This is a genomic window from Paraburkholderia megapolitana, assembly GCF_007556815.1.
Lineage (GTDB): Bacteria > Pseudomonadota > Gammaproteobacteria > Burkholderiales > Burkholderiaceae > Paraburkholderia > Paraburkholderia megapolitana.
In genome coordinates, this window is the sequence record NZ_CP041745.1 from 1,794,117 (window position 1) to 1,820,005 (window position 25,889).

The 25,889-nt window shown below is 60.2% G+C and carries 17 protein-coding genes; 11 read left to right on the forward strand and 6 right to left on the reverse strand.

Annotation, left to right across the window (positions count from 1 at the left end; translation table 11 throughout):
* Positions 1-54: 54 nt before the first annotated feature.
* The gene (locus FNZ07_RS33705; RefSeq protein ID WP_170275807.1) at positions 55-231 is read right to left on the reverse strand and encodes a hypothetical protein; all 177 of its coding nucleotides are present in this window, start codon (positions 229-231) and stop codon (positions 55-57) included.
* 281 nt (positions 232-512) lie between these two features.
* On the opposite strand from FNZ07_RS33705, the gene FNZ07_RS21485 reads away from it, so the two are divergent.
* Positions 513-743 carry a hypothetical protein gene (locus tag FNZ07_RS21485; RefSeq protein WP_091016143.1) on the forward strand — a complete coding sequence of 77 codons (231 nt, stop codon included), beginning with the start codon at positions 513-515 and terminating at the stop codon, positions 741-743.
* A 20-nt stretch (positions 744-763) separates the two neighbouring features.
* Here FNZ07_RS21485 and hfq read toward each other — a convergent pair whose 3' ends face one another.
* On the reverse strand, positions 764-1,252 hold the full coding sequence (gene hfq / locus FNZ07_RS21490; RefSeq protein WP_091016145.1) for an RNA chaperone Hfq: 489 nt from the start codon (positions 1,250-1,252) through the stop codon (positions 764-766).
* 411 nt (positions 1,253-1,663) lie between these two features.
* Between hfq and FNZ07_RS33710 the strand changes: the two genes are divergently transcribed.
* The 10 genes from FNZ07_RS33710 to FNZ07_RS21535 all read left to right on the forward strand — a co-directional run bounded on the left by FNZ07_RS33710 (position 1,664) and on the right by FNZ07_RS21535 (position 20,637).
* On the forward strand, positions 1,664-1,804 hold the full coding sequence (locus tag FNZ07_RS33710) for a hypothetical protein (RefSeq protein WP_170275808.1): 141 nt from the start codon (positions 1,664-1,666) through the stop codon (positions 1,802-1,804).
* Between the two features lie 29 nt (positions 1,805-1,833).
* Positions 1,834-3,423: an FAD-binding protein gene (locus tag FNZ07_RS21495; RefSeq protein ID WP_091016147.1), complete on the forward strand. Its 1,590-nt coding sequence runs from the start codon at positions 1,834-1,836 to the stop codon at positions 3,421-3,423.
* Positions 3,424-3,456: 33 nt separating this feature from the next.
* Positions 3,457-3,855 (forward strand): hypothetical protein, encoded by a 399-nt coding sequence (locus FNZ07_RS21500; protein WP_091016150.1) that lies wholly within the window; start codon positions 3,457-3,459, stop codon positions 3,853-3,855.
* Between the two features lie 1,082 nt (positions 3,856-4,937).
* A complete protein-coding gene (locus FNZ07_RS21505) occupies positions 4,938-6,164 on the forward strand; it encodes a glycosyltransferase (RefSeq protein ID WP_091016152.1) in 1,227 nt (408 codons plus the stop codon).
* 78 nt (positions 6,165-6,242) lie between these two features.
* The gene (locus FNZ07_RS34305) at positions 6,243-14,390 is read left to right on the forward strand and encodes a calcium-binding protein (protein WP_170275809.1); all 8,148 of its coding nucleotides are present in this window, start codon (positions 6,243-6,245) and stop codon (positions 14,388-14,390) included.
* The gene (locus FNZ07_RS21515; RefSeq protein WP_170275810.1) at positions 14,387-15,022 is read left to right on the forward strand and encodes a calcium-binding protein; all 636 of its coding nucleotides are present in this window, start codon (positions 14,387-14,389) and stop codon (positions 15,020-15,022) included. The genes FNZ07_RS34305 and FNZ07_RS21515 overlap by 4 nt, the downstream gene beginning before the upstream one ends.
* A 23-nt stretch (positions 15,023-15,045) precedes the next feature.
* Complete coding sequence (locus FNZ07_RS21520) at positions 15,046-15,381, forward strand: hypothetical protein (protein ID WP_143098133.1); 336 nt, start codon at positions 15,046-15,048, stop codon at positions 15,379-15,381.
* A 313-nt stretch (positions 15,382-15,694) separates the two neighbouring features.
* Positions 15,695-17,764, forward strand: coding sequence for a type I secretion system permease/ATPase (locus tag FNZ07_RS21525; protein WP_091016850.1), 2,070 nt, complete (start codon positions 15,695-15,697; stop codon positions 17,762-17,764).
* A gap of 7 nt (positions 17,765-17,771) precedes the next feature.
* On the forward strand, positions 17,772-19,190 hold the full coding sequence (locus FNZ07_RS21530; RefSeq protein WP_091016156.1) for an HlyD family type I secretion periplasmic adaptor subunit: 1,419 nt from the start codon (positions 17,772-17,774) through the stop codon (positions 19,188-19,190).
* Positions 19,180-20,637, forward strand: a complete 1,458-nt coding sequence (locus tag FNZ07_RS21535; protein WP_170275812.1) for a TolC family protein — start codon at positions 19,180-19,182, stop codon at positions 20,635-20,637. The genes FNZ07_RS21530 and FNZ07_RS21535 overlap by 11 nt, the downstream gene beginning before the upstream one ends.
* Before the next feature lie 85 nt (positions 20,638-20,722).
* Here FNZ07_RS21535 and FNZ07_RS21540 read toward each other — a convergent pair whose 3' ends face one another.
* The 4 genes from FNZ07_RS21540 to FNZ07_RS21555 form a co-directional block, all read right to left on the reverse strand.
* On the reverse strand, positions 20,723-21,652 hold the full coding sequence (locus FNZ07_RS21540) for a DUF1571 domain-containing protein (protein WP_091016160.1): 930 nt from the start codon (positions 21,650-21,652) through the stop codon (positions 20,723-20,725).
* A gap of 26 nt (positions 21,653-21,678) precedes the next feature.
* Positions 21,679-23,475, reverse strand: coding sequence for an AMP-binding protein (locus FNZ07_RS21545; protein WP_091016163.1), 1,797 nt, complete (start codon positions 23,473-23,475; stop codon positions 21,679-21,681).
* A 90-nt stretch (positions 23,476-23,565) separates the two neighbouring features.
* Positions 23,566-24,867 carry an acetyl-CoA C-acetyltransferase gene (locus FNZ07_RS21550; RefSeq protein ID WP_091016165.1) on the reverse strand — a complete coding sequence of 434 codons (1,302 nt, stop codon included), beginning with the start codon at positions 24,865-24,867 and terminating at the stop codon, positions 23,566-23,568.
* A 125-nt stretch (positions 24,868-24,992) separates the two neighbouring features.
* Positions 24,993-25,889: a MaoC/PaaZ C-terminal domain-containing protein gene (locus FNZ07_RS21555; RefSeq protein WP_091016167.1), complete on the reverse strand. Its 897-nt coding sequence runs from the start codon at positions 25,887-25,889 to the stop codon at positions 24,993-24,995.

Here is a 25,889-nt window from a genome sequence, read left to right on the forward strand (position 1 = left end):
CCGCACATCCGTGCAGAGACTGGCGACAAGCGGATAGAAAGCGGGATGGCCCGCTCAAGACGATTTGTGCGGCTTCGAATTTGGCTGCTGGCCAGGTCGATTCGTACGACGTGGCTCGGTCGGATCGACTGCGATCGGGTCGCTGGCCGGGAAGGTTTCGTCGAGAGCCTCATCGAGTCGCTCATCCGCGCTTTCTGCGGGGCTGGGCGCATTGGGGCGGGAGGTCGCCATGGCGTGCTCCGTTTGAAAATGCCAGCGCTCAGGATAGCGCAGGTCAACCTGGCGCATACGGCTGCCCGCTGGCAAGGCAACGTGCGGATCACGATTTCGCACGGTCGTATTGCATCGACGGCGGTAAGCGTTTTCTTAACGAATTCGCGTGCCACCACGCCGTGCCACAGGATGCCACGGATATCCTAAAAATCAATCCGCATAATTTCGTCTTTCGAGTGTCGCGGCGATGGCGGTATGGGCCGGCCATCGCGTCAGCACACCAACGGGACGGCACACTCATGGAGACGAAGAGGCCAGGGCAGGCGCAACGCGTGCATGCGTTGCACGTAGTGGAGGCGGAGCTGGAACATCTGGAGTGGGCCACGCGCCAACCGATGATCCGCGCGCTGAACGCCAGCTACTGGCGCCGGCGTCTACTTGCCGTGCAATGTGGTTTCGCGCTGACGCACCAGCAGGACTTGCGGATCGAGCGGATTTTGCAGCGGCTGGGTAGCGAGACGGCGGAATAGCGGCCGTCTCGCGTTACAGGCTATTCGGTGGCGCCGCCGTTGCCGCTGTTGCCATTACCGTTGCCGTTATTGCCGTCGCCACCGCTCGTGCCGAACAGCCTGCGGCGCCGGGTGACGACAACTGGCGTGTCAGACGTGCTCCGTTCGGAGCGCTCGGCCGGCGAGTGGGAGCCATACGATTCACGCGGTTCCCGGTGTTCTCTCGGTTCACCGCGCGGTTCGCGGGGTTCGCGCGAGCCGTGCGGGCCCCGCGTGGTGTGTTCGCCGTGCGACGGGCGCGGGGTACGAGGGCCCGGCCGCGTGCCGGTATCGAGCTGGATCGTCGAGATGGCGCGCTTATAAATGCCTTGCAGCCCCACGGGCGTGCGCAGCATCACCAGATACTGATCGAACGACTCGATACACCCGGTCAGGCGAATGCCGTTGACGAGGTAAATCTCCACGCGCTTTCGTTCTTTGCGCGCTGCGTTCATAAAGTCGTTTTGCGGATGCGATTCTGCGGAAGGCATGGATAAGTCAGGTTGGAGAAACGGTTGTTCGCCGCGATTCTACCCCTTGTGGGCGTAGTGCGCGTCTGGCGGCAAACTTTCGACCACTATAACGGCTTGTCGGCGCGGAAGCATCTCCAAAATTCCTTATGTAACGTTGAGTTACCAATCTCATGATGGTCTGGCCGTTCCGCATGAATCGGGCGTGACAGCCGGGTGACCGGCGAATTTCCGGCGCGGCGCGTGCCGGATCGACGGAAAGCGCGCAAAGTGCGGAATAAAGTCGCGTCCGCGTCCGTTAAGTCCACAGGGTAGCGCAGGGCAACGTCGCGGCAGCGCCGCGCAGGGCGTTGCGCATACTGCCTGCGACCTGACCAGGAGGGTGCCGGACGATCCGCGTACGGCGCCGCTCCCCTAAATCCGGAGACGAACATGAAAACCCAGAGGATGTTGTCAGCTGTATTCGTAATCCTGGCGCTTGCGCTGGCGTCGCTGGCAACGAGTGGATGTAGCGATATGGGGTCGTCGGGCGGTAGCAGCTCGAGCAGCAGCGGTGGAACGGGCGGCTACTGAGCGCAACTGAAACCCGTGAGGCGGGCCCCTTGATGCGTGTGCTGCCACCCGGTGTGTCCGCCGCCACCTTCGACCGCGCGATCGCGCAATGGTCAACAGTGGTCGGCGCGGCGAACGTGGTGTCGGCGGCGGCGGGGCTCGTCGCGTATCTCGATCCGTTTGCGCCCGGCCAGGCTGCGTCGGGCGCGGCGTCGGCGGCGGTGCTGCCGGCTGGTGTCGACGAGATTCGCGCCATCCTGCGTATTGCCAGCGAATACCGCATTCCGCTATGGACCGTATCGACCGGTCGTAATCTCGCCTACGGCGGGGCGGCGCCGCGTCTCGCAGGATCGGTGGTGCTCGATCTGCAACGCATGAACCGCATCATCGAGGTCAACGACACGCTCGCGTATGCACTTGTCGAACCGGGTGTCAGCTATTTCGATCTGCATACCTATTTGCGCGAACACGGTCACAAGCTCTGGGTCGATCCACCCGCGGCGGGCTGGGGCAGCGTGATCGGCAACACGCTCGAGCGCGGTTTCGGCTACACGTCGTATGGCGATCACGCGGCACAGCAGTGCGGTATGGAGATCGTGCTGGCCGACGGCACGGTCGTACGCACCGGCATGGGCGCACTCGGCATGGGCGAGGGACCGGGTTCGGCGTGGCAGTTGTACAAGGCAGGCTACGGTCCGTCGTTCGATGCGATGTTCATGCAGTCGAATTACGGCGTCGTTACGAAGATGGGTGTGTGGTTGATGCCCGCACCGCCCGCATGGCTGCTCGGCGAGATCCAGTTTCGTCGGGAGGAGGATCTCGAAGCGATCGTCGAAATTCTGCGGCCGCTGCGCCTCGATGAAACGATCCGCAACCAGGCGGTGATCGAAGGCGGTCTGCGTCGGGCCGCGGGTCTGTCGACACGTACGCAGTGGTATGACGGCGATGGGCCGATGCCGGAGCGCGCGATCGATACGATGCTCGATGCGTTGCACGTCGGCCGCTGGAATCTGCATTACGCGATCTATGGCGAGCCTGAACTTATCGACGTACGGCACAGGCGCATCGAGCGCGCGTTTTCGCGCATACCCGGGGCGGTTTTTTCATCGGCGAAGTATGCGGGCGATGTGCAGCCAGCGGGCGGTAGCGATCGCAATCTCTCGGGCATTCCTGCGATGAGCGCGTTCCGTATGCTCGACTGGCGCGGCGGTGCAGGCGCACACGTGGACTTTTCGCCGCTGTGTCCGGCCACCGGCCGCGACGCGATGCGCCAGTACACGATGACGAAAGCGCGGGCTGCCGAATATGGCTTCGATTACTACGGCGGCTTCACTGCCGGTGTGCGGCATCTGCATCATGTGTTCGCGGCGATCTTCAATCGCAACGATCAACGTCAGACCGAGAGCGCAGGTGATCTACTTCGCGCACTGATGAGCGACGCGCATGCAGCCGGGTACGGCGAATATCGCGCGCATCTGGCGTACATGGACTATGCCGCCGCGCAATACAGCTTCAACGATGGCGCGCTGCTCAAGCTGTCGGAGACGATCAAGGATGCACTCGATCCGGCCGGTATCCTGTCGCCGGGCAAGCAGGGGATCTGGCCGCGCGCGTGGCGGGACCGGCGCGGTTATACATAAGTAAGCGGATTTCACGCGCAGAGGAGTGAGGCGTTGGATCGACGTACTTTTGTTGCTACCAGTGCGTGGCTTGCAGCCACTGCGGGTTACACGTGGCCTGCGTTCGCGCGCGTTGCCGATACGCGTGGCACGCTCGCGGTGGTGGACCTGAACTTTGCGCATGGCCGCGCGTTCGCGCAGCATGCAGCGGGTATGAGCATGGCAACGGTTGAGGTTGGTGACGACATCGGCGCGTTGTGGCATAGCGTGCTCGTTTCGCATCTTGCCGGCACAGGTGCGTCGCTTGTCGGTGTTGTGCGTGCATCCGACAGTTTCGTCCTCGCACACCTGGCGAACCGTTTCTGCCGGATCGCGCAGCAGGTACTAGAGCGAGATGCCGTGAATACCTTGCTCGTCACATTTGTGCTAAAGCCTGCCACGAGCTGGACGTAACGCGTGCATCGTCTTGTCGCCAAGAACTCGCGGTGAGATTCGGTGCATGGTGAAAATCGATCGAACTCATCCGGAATTCGCCTTTCGGCTTCTAGGTACTGTGTCTTGGGACGACTTCACACCTCTTGTTCGATAAACCAATAGGGTCGACTACCGCTATATGGCCTCGCATGTCACATGTAGCATGACTTGGCCGTGATTACGTTGACGGCCGGATTATCCCGCATCGCGATTGTCACGATTTGCACGGCACGGCATGGTAATCCGCCCTCGTTGTATTTGCGACGATACTTATTGGTAGAGGCATAGCTTCGGGTGTTCGCAGTCTGAGTGATTCCATTGGGAGAGTCACCTAAATTTTGCCGACGCACCAAACGGACCCATTGCACGTCGGGCCACAGTTGCGTGGGTACTTATATTTCCTGTGGGCCATATTCTTTCATAAACATTAAATTAGCTTTCTAAATTATTTCAATAAAAATTCCCGACGAATTGATTGACATTGCATTACGTGCGGCATAGTGTATCTCTGATACGTAAACGTCTGCGAAAGGCAGGCGTATTGAGAGAAGAGAAAAATATCGAGGGCCACATGAAAAAGTATCTGGGGGCGTTGTCTCGTCATTGTTATTCCTCGCCGCGTCATGGCATTTGTTGTATCTCCCCGTAGTACGTAAACTGATCACGCCTGACTGTGTGTGACGTCGGTATATTGCGCTTTCCTGTCTGGACTGGCGCTGTGTAGACGTGCGCCTGTATTGCCGATTGCATAACCGTTTATCGGCCGTTCAGTGCATGGGTGATTATTAAATTAGATTTTTCTAAACAACAATCACCAGATTAAATTCCGGTGGCTATTAGCCTGTCGTATTACCAATTGCGCGTTGTCGTATCGAGTGCAAAGTAATGGATTACCGACGATGAATTATCGATTGACTGATCGTGTCTGGATAAGCATGCCTGTGACGACGCAGCGCACAGGCGAATCGTGGGCTTGCTGCGCAGCGACGGCCGATAGAGTGCAATGGGCGGTTGGTTAATTGGTCACGCATCGGAGCGCACGTGCGAACGGGCATTGAATCGTGAAGATCTTGTTGATCCATCAGAACTTGCCGGCACAGTTCCGTCATCTAATGTTTCATTGCGCGCAGGATCCGCGCGTCGAGATCGTCGCGATCGGTGAGCGCAAGCGTATTCGCGAGAATATCCGACGTTTGGTGGATGGCGTGCGTTTTATCGGCTACGACTTTACTCCGACGCCGCGCGATCGCATGCCGCGCGATCTGTGGACTACAGGCAACGCCTTGCGCCGGGGCCGTGCTGTCGCGGCTTGTATGAGGCAACTCGCTGCAGATGGCTTTCGCCCCGATCTGGTCTACGGTCATCCTGGCTGGGGTGATATGTTGCACGTGAAGGACGTGTTCCCGCAAGCACGCGTGGTCGAATATTGTGAGTTCTATTTCAATCGAGATGGTCAAGACTACCAGTTCGACCCCGAGTTTCCCGACATCGATCCGGAGGGGTTGCGCATTCGCACGGAGAACATGCCGCAACTCGTCAGCCTAGTCGCGGCAGACGCGGGTATTAGCCCGACGCAATGGCAACGCTCGCGTTATCCAATGTTGTTTCAGCCGGGCATTGAGGTCGTGCACGACGGCATCGATCTCGATCTGGTCAAGCCGAATCCGACCGTTCGCATGCACTTGCCGCAACGCGGCATCACATTGACGCGCGATGATCAGGTGATCACCTATGTGGCCCGCAACCTTGAACCGTACCGTGGTTTTCACTGCTTCATGCGAGCGTTGCCTCAGCTGCAGCGTCGATTACCGCGTGCGCATGTGGTGATTGTTGGCGCTGACGGTGTGTCTTATGGCAAGCCGCCTGCAAAGGGGACGTGGCGCGAGCACTGCCTTGCCGAAGTCGGCCCACAACTGGATGCCTCGCGTGTCCATTTTCTCGGCCGCCTGCCGTACATCGATTATCTGCGCGTGCTGCAGTTGTCGAGTGCGCATGTCTACTTGACCTATCCGTTCGTGCTGTCGTGGTCGATGCTCGAAGCGATGGCTGCGGGCGCCGTGGTAGTCGGCTCGCGGACCGCCCCGGTCGAAGAGGTGATTGACCACGGTTGCAACGGCTTGTTGGTGGATTTCTTTGCGAAAGACGAACTGGTTGATGCGCTCGTGAATGTGTGTAGCGACGCGGCATTGGCGGCAATGCTGCGCGATGCCGGTATCGCGACGGTGCGCGAGCGGTTTAGCTTGCGCGATCTGTGCCTGCCGCGGCAGATTGAAATGCTTGGGCTCTGAGTGTACTGCGTAGTTTGACAGACGGCGCGGACCCGACTCGATCGGCGCCACGGACAGAACATGACTTCAGGAGGTGGTATGGCTGGCACCGATGCGATGTACGAGGGACTGGTCGGCGACATCAGTACCTTCATCGACGACATGAGCAAGATGGCGACGGACGAAGCCGACCCGAATGCAGTTCCGGGAAGTGTGGGGCAGGATTTTGGTGCCGAGTTCCAAGATATCGAACAGCTTGCTTCGGATCTGGGCAACGTTCCGCTCGATGCGGGTTCGACAGCTGCGAATCTTGCTGGCACCGCCGGTGTTCCTGTTCAGGAGGCGACGCAGGCATACAACGACTACATGAATGGCAGCGCGTCGACCGACCAGGTCAATCAGGCATTGATACGCGCCTTCAGCGCATACACGACAGCCAGTGCGGCACCCGACGATGGGGTCGATCCTAGTGATCCAGCAGCGATGCCGACGGCCGCCCAAATGGGCGAGACGCTCGAAGCGGAAGGCAAACTGATCATGATCGTGGGCAATGTCCTTACCTTCTCGGGAGCTCCTGAAGTGGGTCTGCCGTTGTCAGCGATTGGCGCGATCATGGCATATGTCGGAACGGACGATGACGACAAGGTCAAGGAGGTACGAGAGGTTGTGTCGGCGATCAATGAATGGCTCAACCACCACGACGACAATGATGATGATCCGCCGGGCGGTAGCGCAGGCGCTACCGCCGAGCATGATCTCGGCCTGGCTCGTAGCGAAACCGATCCGGTCGTATTAGATCTGACCGGCAACGGCCTGAACCTGACTGCGCTATCGGGTTCGTCGACTTATTTTGATTTCAGTAACGACGGCTTCGCGCAACAAACCTCATGGGTCGGTGCGGGCACGGGCATCCTGTGTCTCGATCCAGACGGCAGCGCGATCACGAACGGCACACAGATGATTGATTCGTTCGCGCAATTGCAGGCGCTGGCCGGCAACACGCAGACCATCGACGCGTCGAACCCGCTATACAACGAGTTGCGGGTCTGGGTGGCGGACGGCGCGACTGGCAATGCCGCCGGCAGCGGAAAGTTAATGACGCTTAGCCAACTCGGCATCACGTCGATCAGTCTCGCTGCGCTCGCAACCAACCAGACGATCGGAGACGACACGGTCACCGCGACCGCCAGCTACACACTGGCGGACGGGTCGACCCGCGAAATTGCGTCTGTATCACTCGCGCAAAGCTCGATGAACACCGTATCAGATACCACCACCACGATTTCGCCTACGATCGCCGCGCTGCCGCAGATCGCAGGTAGCGGTACGTTGCGCGATCTGCAGAGCGCGATGATGGGTGATCCGGTTCTGGTCGCGCTAGTGCAGAGCTTTGCCGCGTTGCCCGTGACGACCGCTGCGGCCATGCTGACCGCAGACGCGCAGGCCATCATGTATGAATGGGCTGGGGTGGAGAGCGTCTCGCCGAGTTCACGCGGCCAGGTCGACGCGAGGCAGCTTGAATTCATCGAGGCTTTTCTCGGCGAGAAGTACAGTAACCCTTTGTTCGGTCCGAATCCTATCTACCACGCAGTACCAGACGTCAATGCGGCATGGAATGAGCTGTATTCGTCCGTCTTCGCTCAGCTACTGCTGCAATCGCCGACGCTGGCGACACTCGTGCCAGAATTCTCGTATCAGGACGGCAGCGTGGTCTCTGCGCAGGGCTTCGATGCGATTCAGTCCGCATTCGCACGGCTTGGCGACCTAAGCATCGCAAATTCCACCTCATGGGAAATGGAATTGCGGGTCGCCGACGCATATCGGCTCGAGACCGGCATGGCGCTAGCGGACTTCGAGGTGGTAGTGGCTGCACAGAGCAGCGATGCGATCGGGTCGCTCGCCAATGCAATTGCGTCCAACCTGGCGGTGAGCGTAGACGCCAACGGTCGCCTGACCGAGACTGGTACGTCGATCAACGATACGTTCTACGCTGGTCAGGGCATTGCGCTGATGATAGGCAACGGCGGTGGAGAAACCTACGACGATCCGTCGACACAGCATGATACGTTCGTGTATCAACTCGGCGACGGGTCGTTGGAGATTGAGGAATTCGATGGACTGGGGCGCAACTCGACCAATACGTTGCAATTCGGCGTCGATATTACTGCGGCCGATGTCCGCGTGTCGTCCCAAAACGGCGATGTCATGCTGACCCTTGCGGACGGTTCGACAATCCGGCTCGACGGCATGTTGACTAGCATTTACGACGGCGTGCAAGTCGTCACGTTCGCCGATGGTTCGCAATGGTCGCGCAACCAGATCGTAGCACTAGCGACGGTTGCACAGGGTACGAGGGAGCTGACCGGTTCAAAGGGTGCCGATTTGATAGACGGCGGCTCAGGCAACGTCTACGAGCTTGATCTGGGTGGCAACGATACCTTCGTGTTCGACATCGGCTACGGTACGCTCGAAATCGACGAAACCGATACGTCGGCGAATCCGCATAACGTATTGCAACTCGGTGCGGGCATCACGCCCGACATGATTCAGGTCAGCGCGGACAAGGCGGGCGACGTGATCCTGACGATCGGATCATCGGGGGATCAGGTCAAGGTCGACGGTATGCTGGCGAGCACCGCTCAGGGCGTGCAGGAGATCGTGTTTGCCAACGGCACGACGTGGACAAGCAACGACTTGTTCGCATTGGAGCTGCAAGATGCCACTACGGGCGCAGACGTTTTGTACGGATCGACCGCTGCTGAACGTTTCGACGGCAAAGGCGGCAACGATCTCGAACTGGGCGGTGGAGCGAACGACACGTTCGTATTCAATCAGGGTTACGGCGCGCTGGAAATCAACGAGACCGAAGCTGGCACGGCGACTAACGTGCTCAGCCTGGGCGCTGGTATCACGACGTCGTCGTTGCGTGTCCAGGTCGACAGCCTCGGTGACCTCATCCTGACTGACGGCACCACGGGCGACCGCATCCAGCTCGACGGCATGTTCACGAACGCAAGACAGGGCGTGCAATCCGTCCAGTTTGCCGATGGGACCACCCTGTCGCTCCAGCAACTGATCCAGTTGCAAACGACCGGTACGAGTGGCGCCGACACACTATACGGCTCCTCCGGCGTGGACCTGTTCGATGGCAAAGGTGGCAACGATGTCGAGATCGGCAATGGCGGCAACGACACCTTCGTCTTCAATGCCGGTTACGGCATGCTGGAAATCGCACAGACGAACTTCGCCGACAATGCCGATAGTGTGCTGAAACTTGGCGCCGGGATCAGCGCGGCCTCACTCGTTGTGCATGCGCAAGGACAGAGCCTTGAGCTGACCGACGGCATCAGCGGCGACCAGATCACACTCAATAACGCCCTGGAAGGATCGTACCTCGGCGTGCAATCCGTCGAGTTTGCCGACGGAACCACTCTGTCGCGTCAGCAACTGATCCTGCTGGAAACGACCGGCACAACGGGCGCCGATTCGTTATACGGTTCGTCAGGAGCGGAACTGTTCGACGGCAAAGGTGGCAACGATATCGAAGTCGGCAACGGCGGCAACGACACCTTTATCTTCAACACCGGCTATGGCGCGCTGGAAATCGATCAGTTGAACGTTGCCAACAACCCCGAGAGCGTGCTCAAACTCGGCGCCGGGATCAGCTCTGCGTCCCTTGTCGTACGTTCACAAGGAAGCGCCCTTGAGCTAACCGATGGTATCAGTGGTGATCAGATCACACTCGATAACGCGATGGAGGGCTCGTACTTCGGCGTGCAATCCGTGCAGTTTGCCGACGGAACCACCCTGTCCATCCAGCAGCTGCTCTTGCTGGAAACGACCGGCACCAGCGGTGCCGATACGCTATACGGCTCGACAGATGCAAACCTGTTCGACGGCAAGGGTGGCAACGATATCGAAGTCGGTAACGGCGGCAACGACACCTTCATATTCAATGCCGGCTACGGCTTACTCGAAATTGATCAGACGAACCTCGCGAACAATGCCAGCAGCGTGCTTAAACTCGGTGCCGGGATCAGCGCCGCGTCCCTCGTCGTGCGTTCGCAAGGACGTGGCCTTGAGCTGACCGACGGCATCAGTGGCGACCAGATTACGCTTAATAACGCGCTGGTGGGATCGTACTTCGGCGTGCAATCCGTCCAGTTTGCCGACGGAACTAACCTGTCGCTCCAGCAACTGATCCTGCTGGAAACAACCGGCACGACTGGTGCCGACTCGTTATACGGCACGACCGACGCGGAGTTGTTTGACGGTAAGGGCGGCAACGATGTCGAAGTCGGCAACGGTGGCAACGACACCTTCGTATTCAATGCCGGCTATGGCACGCTGGAAATTGATCAAGCGAATGTCAGTGCCAATGCAGACAGCGTGCTGAAACTCGGCACCGGGATTAGCGCCGCGTCGATCGTCGTGCGCTCGCAAGGATACGATCTGGAACTGAGCGACGGCATCAGCGACGATCTGATCAAGCTTGACAGTGCTCTGTTTGACGAGCGTTACGGCGTGCAAACGGTCGAATTCGCAGATGGTACTGTCTGGACGCGCGATCAGCTAATCCGCGCAGAAACCACTGGTACTACGGGCTCGGAAACGCTCTACGGCATCGATGGCCCGGACCTGTTCGACGGCAAGGGTGGAAGCGATGTTGAGGTTGGCAACGGCGGCAACGACACCTTCGTTTTCAATGCCGGTTATGGTGCCCTCGAAATCAACGAGTACAACAATGCGTTGGAAAATCCGGAGAGCGTACTCCAATTCGGCGCGGGTATCGACAAATCGGCGATTCGCGTGCAGTCCAATAGCTTCGATCTCGAGATTACCGATGGTATAGCCGGCGACCAGATCACGGTAGATTGGGGCCTAAATGGGCCGGGCGAGGGCGTGCAACTCGTGGAGTTTGCCGACGGCACGACCTGGACACGCGCGCAGCTAATCCGGATGGAAACGACTGGTACTACGGGCGCCGATTCGCTCTACGGCGGTGGCAACGACGCGAACCTCTTTGATGGCAAGGGCGGCAACGACTACGAGTCCGGTACCGGCGACAACGATACATTCGTATTCAACGCCGGTTATGGGCATCTAGAAATTCACGAAACCCCTCAATCCGGCACGCAGGCCAACGTACTCGAACTAGGTGCCGGCATCGCGGCGACCTCACTGTCGGTCCAGGAGTCGGGCAACAACCTTTTGCTGACCGACGGCGTGACCGGTGATCAGATCCAGATCGACGGCATGATGGCGAGCACCTACGACGGCGTGCAGACGGTTCAGTTTGCTGATGGCACCAGCCTGACGCGCCAGCAGATCCTACGCCTCGCAACCACTGGCACCACCGGTAACGACTGGCTATGGGGCACGAGCGGCGCGGATGTATTCGACGGCAAAGGTGGCAACGACAACGAGTGGGGCGGTGGGGGCAGTGACACGTTCATCTACAACTCTGGCTACGGGAAGCTGGATATCACCGAGTATGGTGCAGCGACCGACACCAGCGTTTTGCAACTCGGCGCTGGCATCAGTGCAGCGTCGGTAATGGTGCGTGGCAACGATGATGGTCTGGTGCTGACCGACGGTATCACAGGCGATCAGATCACGATCGAAAATGAACTCAGCAATGCTATTGGCGGCATTCAGCAGGTGCAGTTCGCCGACGGCACGGTATGGACCCGCGCCGACATGATCGCGCTCGCGACGACGGCAGGCACGCCCGGTAACGACTCCATGTACGGATCGAGCGGCGCGGACATGCTGGATGGCAAGGGGGGCAATGACTACATCTCCGGAGGTGGCGGCAACGATACTTTCGTGTTTGACGCGGGGTACGGGCAGTTGGAGATTCAGGAAGAGGACACGAACCAGGCACGCGACAACCTGCTGCTGTTACACGGTGTCGCCTCGACTGCGTTGACAACCCGGGCCGCACAAGGTGGTGGGAATCTGGTTCTGACGGATGGCGTAAGCGGAGATCAGATCACGCTCGATGGCGTGTTGGGGCTGTCGGGTGAGTACGGCGTGCAGCAAGTTCAATTCGACGACGGCACGACTGTGTCATTGCAACAACTGATCAATGCATCACTTGTATCGACGATCGGCAGTGATTCGCTGTATGGCGGCGCTGGTGCGGAACGGTTTGACGGACAAGGTGGTGGCGATTTCGAATCGGGTAACGGCGGCGCAGATACCTTCGTGTTCGGTGCCGGTTACGGCAGTCTAGAAATCAAGGAATCGATCTTCTCTACCGGCGTGGCGACACTGCAGCTAACCGCTGGGATCACGGCCACATCGTTGAGAGCGAGTACCGACATCTACGGCAACCTGACTTTGACCGACGGCATCGCGGGCGACCGCATCCAGCTCGATTCAATGTTGCAGGACCCAGGCATTGGGGAAATGGGCGTCGGCGAAATAACGTTCGCCGATGGAACGACGTGGACGCGACAGCAGCTACTCCAGTTAGCTGCAACAGGCACAGTCGGCGACGATACGATCTACGGGGGGGCGGCTTCCGTCGTGTTCGACGGCAAGGGGGGCAACGACTCGATTTCCGCGCGCGGTGAACAGGACACATTCATTTTCAACGCGGGCTATGGACATCTCGAGATTAACGAAGTGAACTGGGGGCTCGGCGAAGACGTCCTTCAGCTCGGTGCCGGGATCAGTGCGTCCTCGATTACCGTGAAAGTTGACCGGGCTGGCGATATTCTGCTTGGCGACGGCGTGACGGGTGACCAGATCCAGGTGGACTCGCAACTGACGAACACGTTATATGGCGTCGGTCTGGTGCAGTTCTCCGACGGCACAGCGTGGACCGGCGCGCAACTCGTGCAGATGGCGGAATCCGAGACTCCATCGGCCGGCGACGACCTGCTGTTTGGTACGCCCGGTGCCGATCTTTTCGACGGTAAGGGCGGCGACGATTACGAAAATGGTGACGGCGGCGCGGATACCTTCGTGTTCAATGCTGGTTATGGCCAGCTGGAAATTTCCGAATACAACGGATCGAACGCGGTGCTGCAACTTGGCGCGGGCATCAGCGCGTCATCGGTCGTCGTATCGATGACCAGCAACGGGTACATGCTGACCGATGGCATCGACGGCGATCGGATCACGCTCGACTATCAGCGCAACAATAGCTCCTACGGTGTGCAGCAGGTGCACTTCGCGGATGGCACCACTTGGTCTGCGCAGGACCTGACGACCAAGGCGGTTGGTTTTCTCGGTACGTCAGGCAACGACTCGATGACCGGCACGTCTGCGCCCGAGTTGTTCGACGGCGCGGGCGGTAACGATACCGTGAGCGGTGGTGGTGGTGGCGACACATTTATCTTCAACGCTGGTTACGGGCAGTTGGAGATATCTGAAATCGAGGTGTCCGGCGCGACGAACGTGTTGCAGTTCGGCGCGGGTGTCGACGAAGCGTCGCTGCGCGTCGCGTTGAACGGCAACTATGGCTATACGCTGACTGATGGCATCGCGGGCGACCGGATCCTACTCGATTACGTTAGCCTTAGCAGTTACTATGGCGTGCAGCAGGTGCAGTTCGCCGATGGTACGACGCTGTCGGCCACGCAGTTGCAGCAGATGGCGCTGAGCGCACCGGGGACGACCGGCGACGACACCCTGACGCGCGGTTCGGGAGCGGACCTGATTGACGGGCTTGGTGGCAACGATGTTGTCACCGGCGGTGGTGGTGGCGACACCTTCGTGTTCAATTCGGGCTATGGGCATCTAGAGATCATCGAATCCGAGCCGGGTACGTCAACGAACGTGTTGAAACTGGGCACAGGCATCAGCGAGTCTGATATCAAGGTCGCTACGAATATCTCCTATGGGATAGTTCTGACCGACGGCGTGACGGGCGATCAGATCACACTGGATCAAGCCGCCGCGTCGGCCGCCTATGGGGTGCAGCAGGTGCAGTTCGCGGACGGCACTACGTGGACTGGTTCACAGTTACAGCAGATGGCGCTGAGCGCACCGGGGACGACCGGCGATGACACCCTGATGCGCGGGTCAGGCCCAGATCTAATTGACGGGCTCGGCGGCAACGATGTCGTCGTCGGCGGTGGTGGGGGTGACACCTTCGTGTTCAACCAGGGCTATGGCCACTTGGAGATAGCTGAAGGTGAACCGGGTACCTCGACAAATGTGCTGCAACTGGGGGGGGCATCAGCGAGTCCAACGTCAAGGTCAGCGAGAATGCCTCATACGGCGTGGTGTTGACCGACGGCTTGACCAGCGATCAGATCACGCTAGATTACGCAGTGGCGTCGCCCATTTACGGCGTGCAGCAGGTGCAGTTTGCCGACGGCACTATGTGGACCGGCGCACAACTGTTACAGATGGCGATGACCGGCACGGCCTGGGCGGATACGCTGTACGGATCGCCCGGCAACGATCTGCTCAACGGCGAGGGCGGCACCGATACGGTCTATGGTGACGCCGGATCCGACACTTATGTGCTCGATCCTGGGTACGGCACGCTGACGGTTGTCAATGGCATGGCGGGCAACAGCAACGTGCCGTCCGGCGAGCTGTCAATCGGCAACGAGAATCCCTCCGACATCTGGCTGCAGCAGGTCGGCAAGGATCTGCACGTCGATATCATGGGTTCATCAACGGAGGCAACGATCCAAGGGTGGTTCGGCAACTCGTATAGCCAGTTGAGCGGATTGACGGTCAACGGTGGATCGGCGGGTACGTTGACGTTGGACAATGCGCAGGTCAGCCAACTCGTGCAAGCGATGGCAACGTTTAGTAGCGCGAATCCGGGCTTCGATCCCACTGCGATGAGCAATCCGACGATCACCGATCAGACCGTGCTGGCGGCGGTGAGCAGCAGTTGGCACCAATAGGGTAAGTGTCGACGGCGGGGTGGGTGTCGTCGGATGGCGGCACCCGCATCACCAGCATAGGAGCGAAGCGCCTGCACGGGGGGACGGCCATGTGTCGGGACACTAGGGTGTTTTTTCCCGGGCCATACGAAGGCGATCCAGCACAGTGCTGCGCCAGCGATCCAGCCACACGTGAAAAGGAGATCGAGATGCAGCAACCTTTCGAAATTCGCAGCGTTTTCAAAGCTGCACCGTTGATGCTTGCCGAGTTGGATACAGCCTCTCTGAACATCGCGAACGTATTTGAATGCACGATAGACCGTAAAAACCTAGAGAATCAGAGCGACGCGCAAGCGTATTTTCTTATTCATGAAGAGTAAGGCTGTTGGTGAACTGAGGTCGATCTTAGCGGTACTCTTGCTGCACCGGCAATCGATATCAAACGATCCCCAGAATAGTCGTTCACGAAGCGGCAACTTGCATGAACGAGACACTGGGAGGACCTAATGCGGAAGCTGGTTGTTGAATCGGTTTACAGATATAGGAGTAACGAAGTGCATCGCCCCCGAGGTTCCGTGCGATGCAGTGTCTGGTCCTACTGCCACCAAACCGAGCGAAGTGAGTCGCAAGTTGGATAACGAAAATACTCTCGGGCAACCAGGCCCGAACGATCCGGGGTTGAGCGCGCTGGTCATGATCGCGCGCCTGCATGGCATCGCGACTGACCAACAGCAACTGAGACATACGGCCGGAAACGGTGGCCAGCCGTTCGACGAAAAACAGCTCATGCTGTCGGCCCGCTCGATCGGCCTGAAAGCACGTTCAGTAAGGGTTGCAACAGAACGCCTGAAGACCACACCCATGCCGGCACTCGTTCTCGCGAGAAACGGCGAACACTTTCTGCTCGCGGCCTGTGACGGAATCAAGGCCCTAACGATGGCGCCGGGCGACCGCGCGCCTATCGCCAGGACACCCGCGGAGGTCATCGATGCATGCGACGGCCGGATGCTGCTATTTGCGTCGCGCGCCTCGTTGAGTGGAGAACTGGCCCGCTTCGATTTCTCGTGGTTCATCCCCGCGATCGTCAAATATCGCCGGCTCCTGCTGGAGGTGGTCGGTGTGTCCTTCCTCCTGCAGATCTTCGGTCTCGTATCACCGTTGATGTCGCAGGTGGTGATGGACAAGGTGATCACCAACCGGGCATACAGCACGTTAAACGTCGTGGCGGTAGCACTCTTTATCAGCGCGACCTTCGAGATCCTGCTGACCGGCTTACGCAACTACGTCTTCGCGCACACCACGAACCGCATCGACGTCGAACTCGGTGCACGGCTGTTCCGTCATCTGCTAACGCTACCTTTGGGGTATTTCGAAGCCAGACGCGTAGGCGACAGTGTTGCCCGCGTTCGCGAACTCGAGAACATCCGCAGCTTCCTGACCGGGCAGGCATTGACGGCGGTCCTTGATCTCGTGTTTTCCATCGTGTTTCTGGGTGTGATGTGCCTGTACAGCGTGTGGCTGACGTTGATCGTGGCACTGTCGCTGCCAGTCTATGCCGCCATCTCCATCGGGATCAATCCAGCGTTCAGGCAGCGGCTGAACGACAAGTTCGCCCGCGGCGCCGACAACCAGTCATTTCTCGTCGAAGCAGTGTCCGGCGTGCAGACTGTCAAATCAATGGCGATCGAACCGCAGTTCGTGCGCCGTTGGGAAAACCAGCTTGCTGCATATGTGTCCGCGAGCTTCGGTGTCAGCTCGCTCGGCAATATCGGACAGCAGCTTATCCAGTACGTCGGGAAACTCGTCACGCTGCTTCTGCTTTTTCTCGGCGCAAAGCTGGTCATCGACGGAAAACTGACCGTCGGCCAGTTCGTCGCGTTCAACATGATGTCCCAACGCGTGGCGGGCCCCGTGTTGAGGCTCGCACAGCTCTGGCAGGATTTCCAGCAGACCGGCATCTCGATGCGCCGTCTGGGCGACATCCTGAACTCCCGTACCGAGCTGCCACAAAGCCGTCAGGCGTTGCCTGCCGTGCGGGGAGACGTGTCGTTCGACAACGTCAGGTTCCGTTATCGCGTCGACGGGCAGTACATCATCAAGGGCGTGTCCCTTGAGATCAAGGCAGGACAGACCATCGGCATTGTGGGCCGCTCAGGCTCCGGCAAAAGCACCCTCACGAAGCTGCTGCAAAGGCTGTACGTGCCGGAGGACGGTAAGGTGCGCATCGACGGTATCGATCTGGCGCTGGCCGACCCGGCGTGGCTGCGGCGTCAGATTGGCGTTGTCCTGCAGGAGAACCTGCTGTTCAACCGCTCTATCCGGGACAACATTGCTGTCACCGACTCTGGCCTCCCCCTGGATGCGGTCATTCACGCTGCGAAGCTCGCTGGTGCCCACGAATTCATTCTGGAGTTACCGGAAGGGTATGACACAGTCGTTGGCGAGCACGGCTCGTCGCTCTCGGGCGGACAGCGTCAACGTATCGCCATCGCACGCGCACTCGTCAGCAACCCGCGGATCCTGATTTTCGACGAAGCAACCAGCGCACTCGACTTCGAGACCGAGCGGATCATCCAGAACAACATGCGCGCGATCTGCGCGAACCGTACCGTGCTCATCATCGCTCACCGGCTGACGGCGGTCCGGCACGCGGATCTGATCGTGGCCATGGACAAGGGCGAAATCGTCGAAAGCGGCACGCACCAGACGCTGCTTGCGAAGAATGGCTATTACGCCCGCCTCACTTCGCTCCAGAACGGGTAGAACGGACATGATGCTCTACCTTCAGGCAACCGCCGACCTGCTACGCCGCTATGCGCAGGTATTCCGCTCCGCGTGGAGTATTCGCGAAGCACTCGACAGTCCACGCCGTACCGGTGACGAACTCGACTTTCTGCCATCCAGCCTGGAGCTGGTCGAAAAGCCACCGCATCCGGCGCCGCGCTGGACACTGCGGATTCTGGTTGCACTGTCAGTTGCGATTCTGGCCGTCGCCATCTTTGGCCACCTGGACATCGTCGCGACCGCGAAGGGTAAGGTTCTGCCCAGCGATCGGGTCAAGGTCATCCAGCCCGCCATCACAGGTGTCGCCCGTCGCATCCTCGTGCACGACGGACAGCGCGTGCAGGCAGGCCAGTTGCTGCTCGAACTGGACACCACCCAGGCCGCAGCAGACTCCGATCGCGCGAGAAAGGACCGCGTCGACGCGGAGCTTGCTATCTCGGGCGCCCGTGCTGCGCTGGATGCGCAGACCTCAAATACGGTACCGAAACTTGCGCCTGTGCCGGACGCAAGCCCCGAGGCACAACGTCAGGCCCAGGCACTCGTTGAGAGCCAGGTGCGTGAGCTGGCCGACAAGGTCGCCAGTGCCAGCGGCGAACTGCAGAAACGGATTGCCGAAAAGATGACTGCGGAAGCTGAAATCGCCAAGCTCGTGGCGACTGCGCCGCTGGCGCGTCAGGAGGCCGACGACTACCGGAAGCTGTCCGTTGGCGACTATGTGTCGAAACACGACTATCTCGACAAGGAACAGACGGCCCTTACCTCGGAGCATGAGTTGATCGCGCAGAGAAGCCACGCCAACGAACTGGCGGCTGCCATCGTCGAGCAACGGGCTGATATCGCGACGACGATCGCGACGTTTCGGAAGGACCAGCTCGATACGTTGACGAAGGCTCAACAGGAGCTTCAGCACAGCTCGGATGATGAAACCAAGGCAACAACACGGCAGGGTCTGCTTTCGCTCACAGCCCCGGTTACAGGGACGGTGCAACAACTGTCTGTCCATACACTCGGTGGCGTCGTCACGACCGCGCAGACGTTGATGGAAATTGTGCCGGACGATGCGCTTGAGGTGGAGGCCAGTATCGAGAACAAGGATGTTGGCTTTGTCGAAGCCGGACAGGAAGCGAGCGTGAAGGTCGACGCCTTTCCGTACACGCAATACGGCTTTCTCAAGGGACGTGTCATCGCTGTAGCGAACGACGCGGTGCCGGACAAGAAAACAGGACTGGTATTTACCGCAAGGATCCGTCTGCCCGGTAATACGCTGAATATTCACGGAAAACCGGTTGCCATCACACCGGGGATGCAGGTGACGGCGGACATCCGCACGGGCAAGCGTTCGGTCGCGCAGTATTTCCTGTCGCCGCTGGTCGAGAATGTGCAGGAGAGCATGCGTGAGCGGTAGAAAGCGGCAGCACCCGGGGCGCTGGAAGGCAGTAGCAGGCGCCGCCGTTATTGCGAGTGTGTTCTCACCATCCGCACTCGCTGGCATCGTTTCGATGGACGTATTCCGGACCGAGAGCAGCGTGCCTCTCTACGCTGCAGAAGCGCTGGGTCGTCCCGACGCGTGCATGGACACGTCACAGGGCGACGGGCCCGTGACGTTTCGCGACGCGCTGGACCGGTCACTGTGCAATGACCCGAAAGTGCGCGGTGCGTGGCAGGACATCAAGGAGAAGGCCGCGGAGCTCGGACAGGCGAAAGCCGCCTATCTGCCTACGATTACGGCCAACTATCAGGGAATCGACGATGACTCGACCACCGACGTTCACAACCACCCGACGTTGAGTTCGTCGAGTCACTCGTTTATCCAGACGGTGAACGCAACGGCCGATCTCGTGATCTGGGACTTCGGCAGCCGGGCAGCCGCATCGCGCGCAGCAAGGGAAATGATACTGTCGGCAACGGCGACATATCGGGCCGCGCTCCAGACCGCCGTCACGACGGTTGCGAAAGACTACTACGCTGCATTAGGCGCGGCGAGTCAGGCTGACGCGACGAGAAAGGCGATGGATGCTGCCCGCGAAACCTCGCTGGCCGCCACGATGCGGGTGGAGCACGGCGCTGCGCCGATCTCGGACAGACTGCAGGCCGATACGTCACTTCAGGAAGCCGTCTACGCGTCTCAGAAGGCCGACAGCGATTTCCGGGCGGCGAAAGGTGTGCTCGCGCTCGACATGGGCGTGGATCCGTCGATTCCGTACCGGTTGCCAGACATTGCGGAGATGAATCACTTATCCGGATTCGGTGGTGCTTCAGTGCGAGACCTCTTGCAGGAGGCAGAGGACAGTGACCCGAACATTGCGTCGGCAGTGGCTGCATTGAATGCTGCGGAAGCGCAGGTCGACAAGGCGAAGGCTGATGGTTTACCCACGGTTTCGCTCACGACGAAATACACACGCAATAACCAGCCGGCCAGTCTCGGACTGGGCATTCCTGAGTTCCCGGCGACGGGACGAGATTGGTACGTTGGGGTACAGGTTCGTGTTCCGATATTCGACGGGTTCTCACGGACGTACCAGATCCGGGAGGCTCAGGCGAAGGTCGCAGAGCAGGAAGAGAGTGTCCGTGATGCGCGCAAGCAGGTTGCAGTAGGGGTGTGGACAGACTACGAGGCGGTTATTGCAAGCGAGGACAACGTCGAGTCGACGCGAAGGCTTCTGAGTATTGCGGATCAATCCTTTGATGCGGCGAACCGGCGATACCGCGTAGGCGCCGGCTCGATTCTCGAAGTGTTGAATGCACAGTCTGCGCTTGCTCGCGCGCAGAAGGAACACGTCGCATCGCTTGCTGACTTTGCGACAGCGACGCTAACGCTCGCGGCAAAGCTGGGGCGGCTACATGACTGGTAAGTCTGTGCGTTAGACCGTTTCAGAATTCAGACGTTAAACGCTGTAGCCGCTTTGACCGGTCGCTTCGATGTCCTGTTGTACGTATCTAAAACTTATACGCCGGATTCTTCGGATCGAACGTCGAGTCATCGAACGTCTTCGGCTCGATCGATTCGATGATGATCTTCTCGAAGATCTTGCCGTCGTTATCGTAGGACTCGACGGTACGGAACCACGGGTGCCGCAAATCGAGCCCCAGTGTTTCCTTCTTCGCATAGAACGCGGGCCGGCCAGTCGGCGTATCCCACGTGAATGCGACCACGCGCACACCGTCGATCGTTTTCACCTCGGTCTGGTTCGGCTTGATGAGACCGGCTTCCGCGTATTTCTTGCCCTCGGTCAGGTACTGGTTGACGATGTATTCGGTGCCGAGATCGCGCACCGTGTGGTTCGATTGCGCGCGCGCGAGCGAGCCGGTGATCGACGTCCACAGCGGCATGACGTTCAGCAGGCCGCCAAGATGGCCATACATTTCGTCGGTGCGCTTCGACTCGTCATAAATGATTTCCTGGCCCGAGTGCGCGCCGTCGGGCAGCCACTTTGCGTAGACGCGCAACGGGTCGTGCGCGACCCGCACGAGCATATGGTCGGGTTTGTCGGGCCAGTTGCCGCGAATCCGCTCCGTGCGCGACATCGTGAACTCATACGACGGATAGCCGTTCGGGCCCGCGTGAATATAGGCCGGCACCGTAAGCGGATCGAGCGATTGGAACAGCGACACGAGTTGCGTGTCGTCGAGTTTTTCGAGCGTGCCACTTTGCGCTGCCCGTTGCAGCCATTGCACCTGCTGCTCGACCGGCAGCTTGCCGACCTGCGCGGCCGGCGTGCTGGGCGCGCTGACTGTCGTGTTTTCTGCGGGTGCAGGGGCACTCGTTTGCGCGCTCACGCCGCCGGCCGCACAGCCGATGGCGATACAGGCGAACAATTGCGTCAGGATACGGGTGCGGCGGGGTATCGAAAGCAAAGGGTGCGTCATTACGCGTTCTCCGGAATCGTAGAAAATCAGGCGGCGTTTTGTTTGGCAATTTCCTCGTCGCGCAGGGCGCGTCGCAGGATCTTGCCGACGTTGGTTTGCGGCAACTCGTCGCGGAACTCGACCACTTTCGGCACCTTGTAGCCGGTCAGGTTCTTGCGGCAATGCTGGATGATCTGTTCGGCAGTAAGCGACGGATTGCGCGAGACGACGAACACCTTGATGCGTTCGCCCTGCGCGACATCGGGGATACCGATCGCAGCGACTTCGCGCACGTCCGGATGCATCGCGATCACGTCTTCGATCTCGTTCGGATAGACGTTGAAGCCCGACACCAGGATCATGTCCTTCTTGCGGTCGATCAGACGGATAAAACCGCGCGTGTCCATCACGCCGATATCGCCAGTCGCGAGCCAGCCTGCTTCGTCGAGCACCTTGGCAGTTTCGTCGGGGCGGTTCCAGTAGCCCTTCATCACCTGCGGCCCCAGCACGCACAGTTCACCCGGCTCGCCGATACCTGCCCAGCTGCCATCTTCCTTGCGAAAGCGCACCTGCGTCGAAGGCGCGGGCAAACCAACCGAGCCTTCGAAATCGCGCATGTTTTTCAGGTCGACGGGGTTCATCGAGACGATCGGCGAACACTCGGTCAGTCCGTATCCTTCGACGATCGGCTTGCCCGTCACCGCCTTGAAACGATCGGCGACTGCCTTTTGCGTAGCCATACCGCCTGCCATCGCCAGTTTGAGATCGGAGAAGTCGCGCTTGCGGAATTCTTCGTTGTCGAGAAACGCGTTGTACAACGTGTTGATCGCGGTGATGCCGGTGAATTTCTCGTGGCGGATGATCATCATCACGCGCTTCGTATCGCGTGGATTGGCGATCAGGATGTTCCTGCCGCCGAGCCCGAGAAAGATCAGCGCGTTCACGGTCAATGAGTAGATGTGGTACAGCGGCAGCGGTGTCAGCACCGTTTCGATCTCGCCGCTCAGTTGGCCGGCGGACCACACCTTCGCCTGCAGCAGGTTCGCGATGATGTTCCGGTGCGTCAGCATGGCACCTTTCGCGACGCCGGTCGTGCCGCCGGTGTATTGCAGGAACGCGATGTCGGCGTGGGTCGGGCGCACTGCAACGAGCGGTCGTTTGTAGCCGATCGCAAGCGCGTCGAGCAGTCTGATTGCCTGCGGTATCCGGTACGCGGGGACCATTTTCTTGACGTGCTTCAACACGAAATTCAGCGCACGTCCCTTGAGATTCAATCCATCCGCAAGCAGATCGCCGAGCGCCGTGACGATCACGTTCTGCACGCGTGTGCCCGCCAGTGAATCCTCGACGGTCTTCGCGAACGTCTCGAACACGATGATGGTCTGCGCGCCGCTGTCCTTCAACTGGTGCGAGAGTTCGCGCACTGTGTAGAGCGGGTTCACGTTGACGACGATCGCGCCCGCCTTCAGCGTGCCGAACAGCGCGACCGGGTACTGGAAGGTATTCGGCAGCATGATCGCGACGCGGTCGCCGGGTTTCACGCCGATGCTCTGCAGGTAGGCCGCGAACGCGGTCGCCTTGCGCCCCAGTTCGCCGTACGTCAGGCTCGCACCGACGCTCACGAAAGCGACGCGCTCGCGGAACTGTTCGATGCATTCGTCGAAAAACCGCGGGATCGATTCGTACTGGTCGACGTCGATATCGCGCGGCACATCGGGCGGGTACGACGCGTACCAGATGCCGTCGGTGTTCGGTGCGGATTGCGTAGCGGGTTGCGCGGCGGTGCCTGCACCGGGCTGCGTGGCCGCGGGTGCGCCGGGTTGCAATTGCGTGGGCTGGTTCATCGGTTGTCTCCCTTATGTTCCTGCATGACCTGACTGAGCAGCGCGGCCGTACTCTGCCGGTACGGATGGCCGCAACTGCAAACACAAAAGCTAACGTTCGAGAATCGCAACGACCCCCTGGCCTCCTGCTGCGCAAATCGAAATCAGACCGCGCGCGGTACCGGCCGGCTTGTCGAGTTGCGACAGCATTTTCGCAAGGCCGCCTACAATCCGTCCGCCGGTTGCCGCAAACGGGTGACCGGTCGCAAGCGAACCGCCGTTCACGTTCAGCTTCGCGCGGTCGATCGCACCGAGCGGGCCGGGCAGGCCGAGCGTCGTGCGACAGTATTCGTCGTCCTGCCACGCTTCGAGCGTGCACAGCACCTGCGCCGCAAATGCTTCGTGAATCTCGTATAGATCGAAGTCCTGCAGCGTGAGTCCGGCGCGCGCGAGCATGCGCGGTACCGCATAAGCGGGTGCCATCAGTAGGCCTTCTTTCTTGTCGAAGAAGTCGACGGCTGCGGTCTCCGACCAGCTGAAATAGGCGAGCACCGGCAGGCCGTGCGCAGCTGCCCATTCTTCGCTGGCGAGCAACACCGCTGAAGCCCCATCGGTGAGCGGCGTCGAATTGCCGGCGGTCATCGTGCCCGCGTCGCGATCGAACGCCGGCTTCAGGCCAGCGAGTTTTTCGAGCGTGAGGTCGCTGCGCAGATTGTTGTCGCGTGCGAGACCGCGGTACGGCGTCATCAGGTCGTTCAGGAAGCCGCGCGTGTACGCCTCAGTGAGCTTGCGATGACTGTCGTAGGCGAGCACGTCCTGAGCCTCGCGCGAGATGTTCCAGCGCTTGGCCATCAGTTCGCAATGCTCGCCCATCGACAGACCCGTGCGCGGCTCGCCATTGCGCGGCAGTTGCGGTTTGAACAGCATGCCGGGGCGCAGTTTCGACAGCGCACCGATGCGCTGGCCTGTGGTCTTGCCGCGATTCGCTTCGAGCAGGATCTTGCGCATCCGTTCGTTGACGCCGATCGGTGCATCGGAGGTCGTGTCCACGCCGCCTGCGATACCGACGTCGATCTGTCCGAGCGCGATCTTGTTGGCGACCAGGATCGCAGCTTCGAGCCCGGTGCCGCAGGCTTGCTGCACGTCGTAGGCGGGCGTTTCCTTCGCGAGCGTGGTGGACAGGACGGCTTCGCGCGTCAGATTGAAGTCGCGCGAATGCTTGATCACTGCGCCGGCCGCGACTTCGCCGAGCCGTTCGCCATGCAGGTTGTAGCGGTCGATCAGACCTTGCAACGTGAACGTCAGCATGTCCTGATTCGATGCCGTCGCGTACGCGGTGTTCGAGCGCGCGAACGGAATCCGGTTGCCGCCGACGATAGCGACGCGCCGCACGGCGGGAAGCGGGTGGGACATGCTTGGGCTCCTTAAGGTGGTTCCCGGTTAGCGGATGACGATGCATGGATGAGCGGCGCACGACGCGCTACCCATCACATGGCGTATTTCGACGGACATGCATTGCCTGCTACGAGCGGCGTTGTTCATTGCAGCACCCATTCAAAGCGTCCGCGCAGATGCGGTTTCTCGCCGGTCTTGTCGCGTGCTTCGAACTCGCGCTCGACGAGCGAAGGCGCCGCGCTCCAGAGCGTTGCTTCGCCGGGCAGCAGCATCGGCACCTTGAATTCGGCACTCAGTGAGGCCTCGGCGAGTGGCTTGGGCGGTTGCAGCGCGGAGGCCGCACGCGCGAGCGACCACATGCCATGCGCGATTGCGCGCGGAAAACCGAACGCCTTCGCTGACAGGGCGCCGAGATGGATCGGGTTGTAGTCGCCGGATGCGCGCGCATAGTCGCGGCCCAGTTGCGCATGCAACTGCCAGCGCGCCTGGCGTGCCAATGCTTCGCGCTCGATCTCGAGCGGTGCGAGCGCTGCGCCACGTGCGGGAATGCCGCGTTTCAGGTACACGCTGTCGCCGTCCCACACGGCTTCGCCGCGCCGGTACAGCCTTGAATGCAGAACAAACGCTTGCCCCTTGTCGTGCTTCAGCAGCGCACCGTATTCGACTTCGACACGCAAGGTATCGCCGATGGCGAGCGGCCGGCGCAGACGCACGGTGTTCGCGAGATGCACGAGCCCGAGTGCGGGCCACGGGAAAGCGGGATCGGTCAGCATCTGCAGATGCAGCGGGAACGCGAGCAGATGTGGATAGGTGAGCGGCACACCGTGTTCCGGAATGAAGCCGCAGACGCGCGCATAACGATCGATATCGGCGGCATCGAGCGGGACAGCCGGGCGCACGAGGCGCTGCGGCGGCAGTTGCGTCGCGCGGCCGCGCTTGAAAATACCGGAGAGCGCACGCGCATAACGTTGTGCCGGCGCGGGCAGACGCTCGACGACGATCGTCTTCACGCGTGCCGGGTCGCCGGTCGGTTCGCTCAT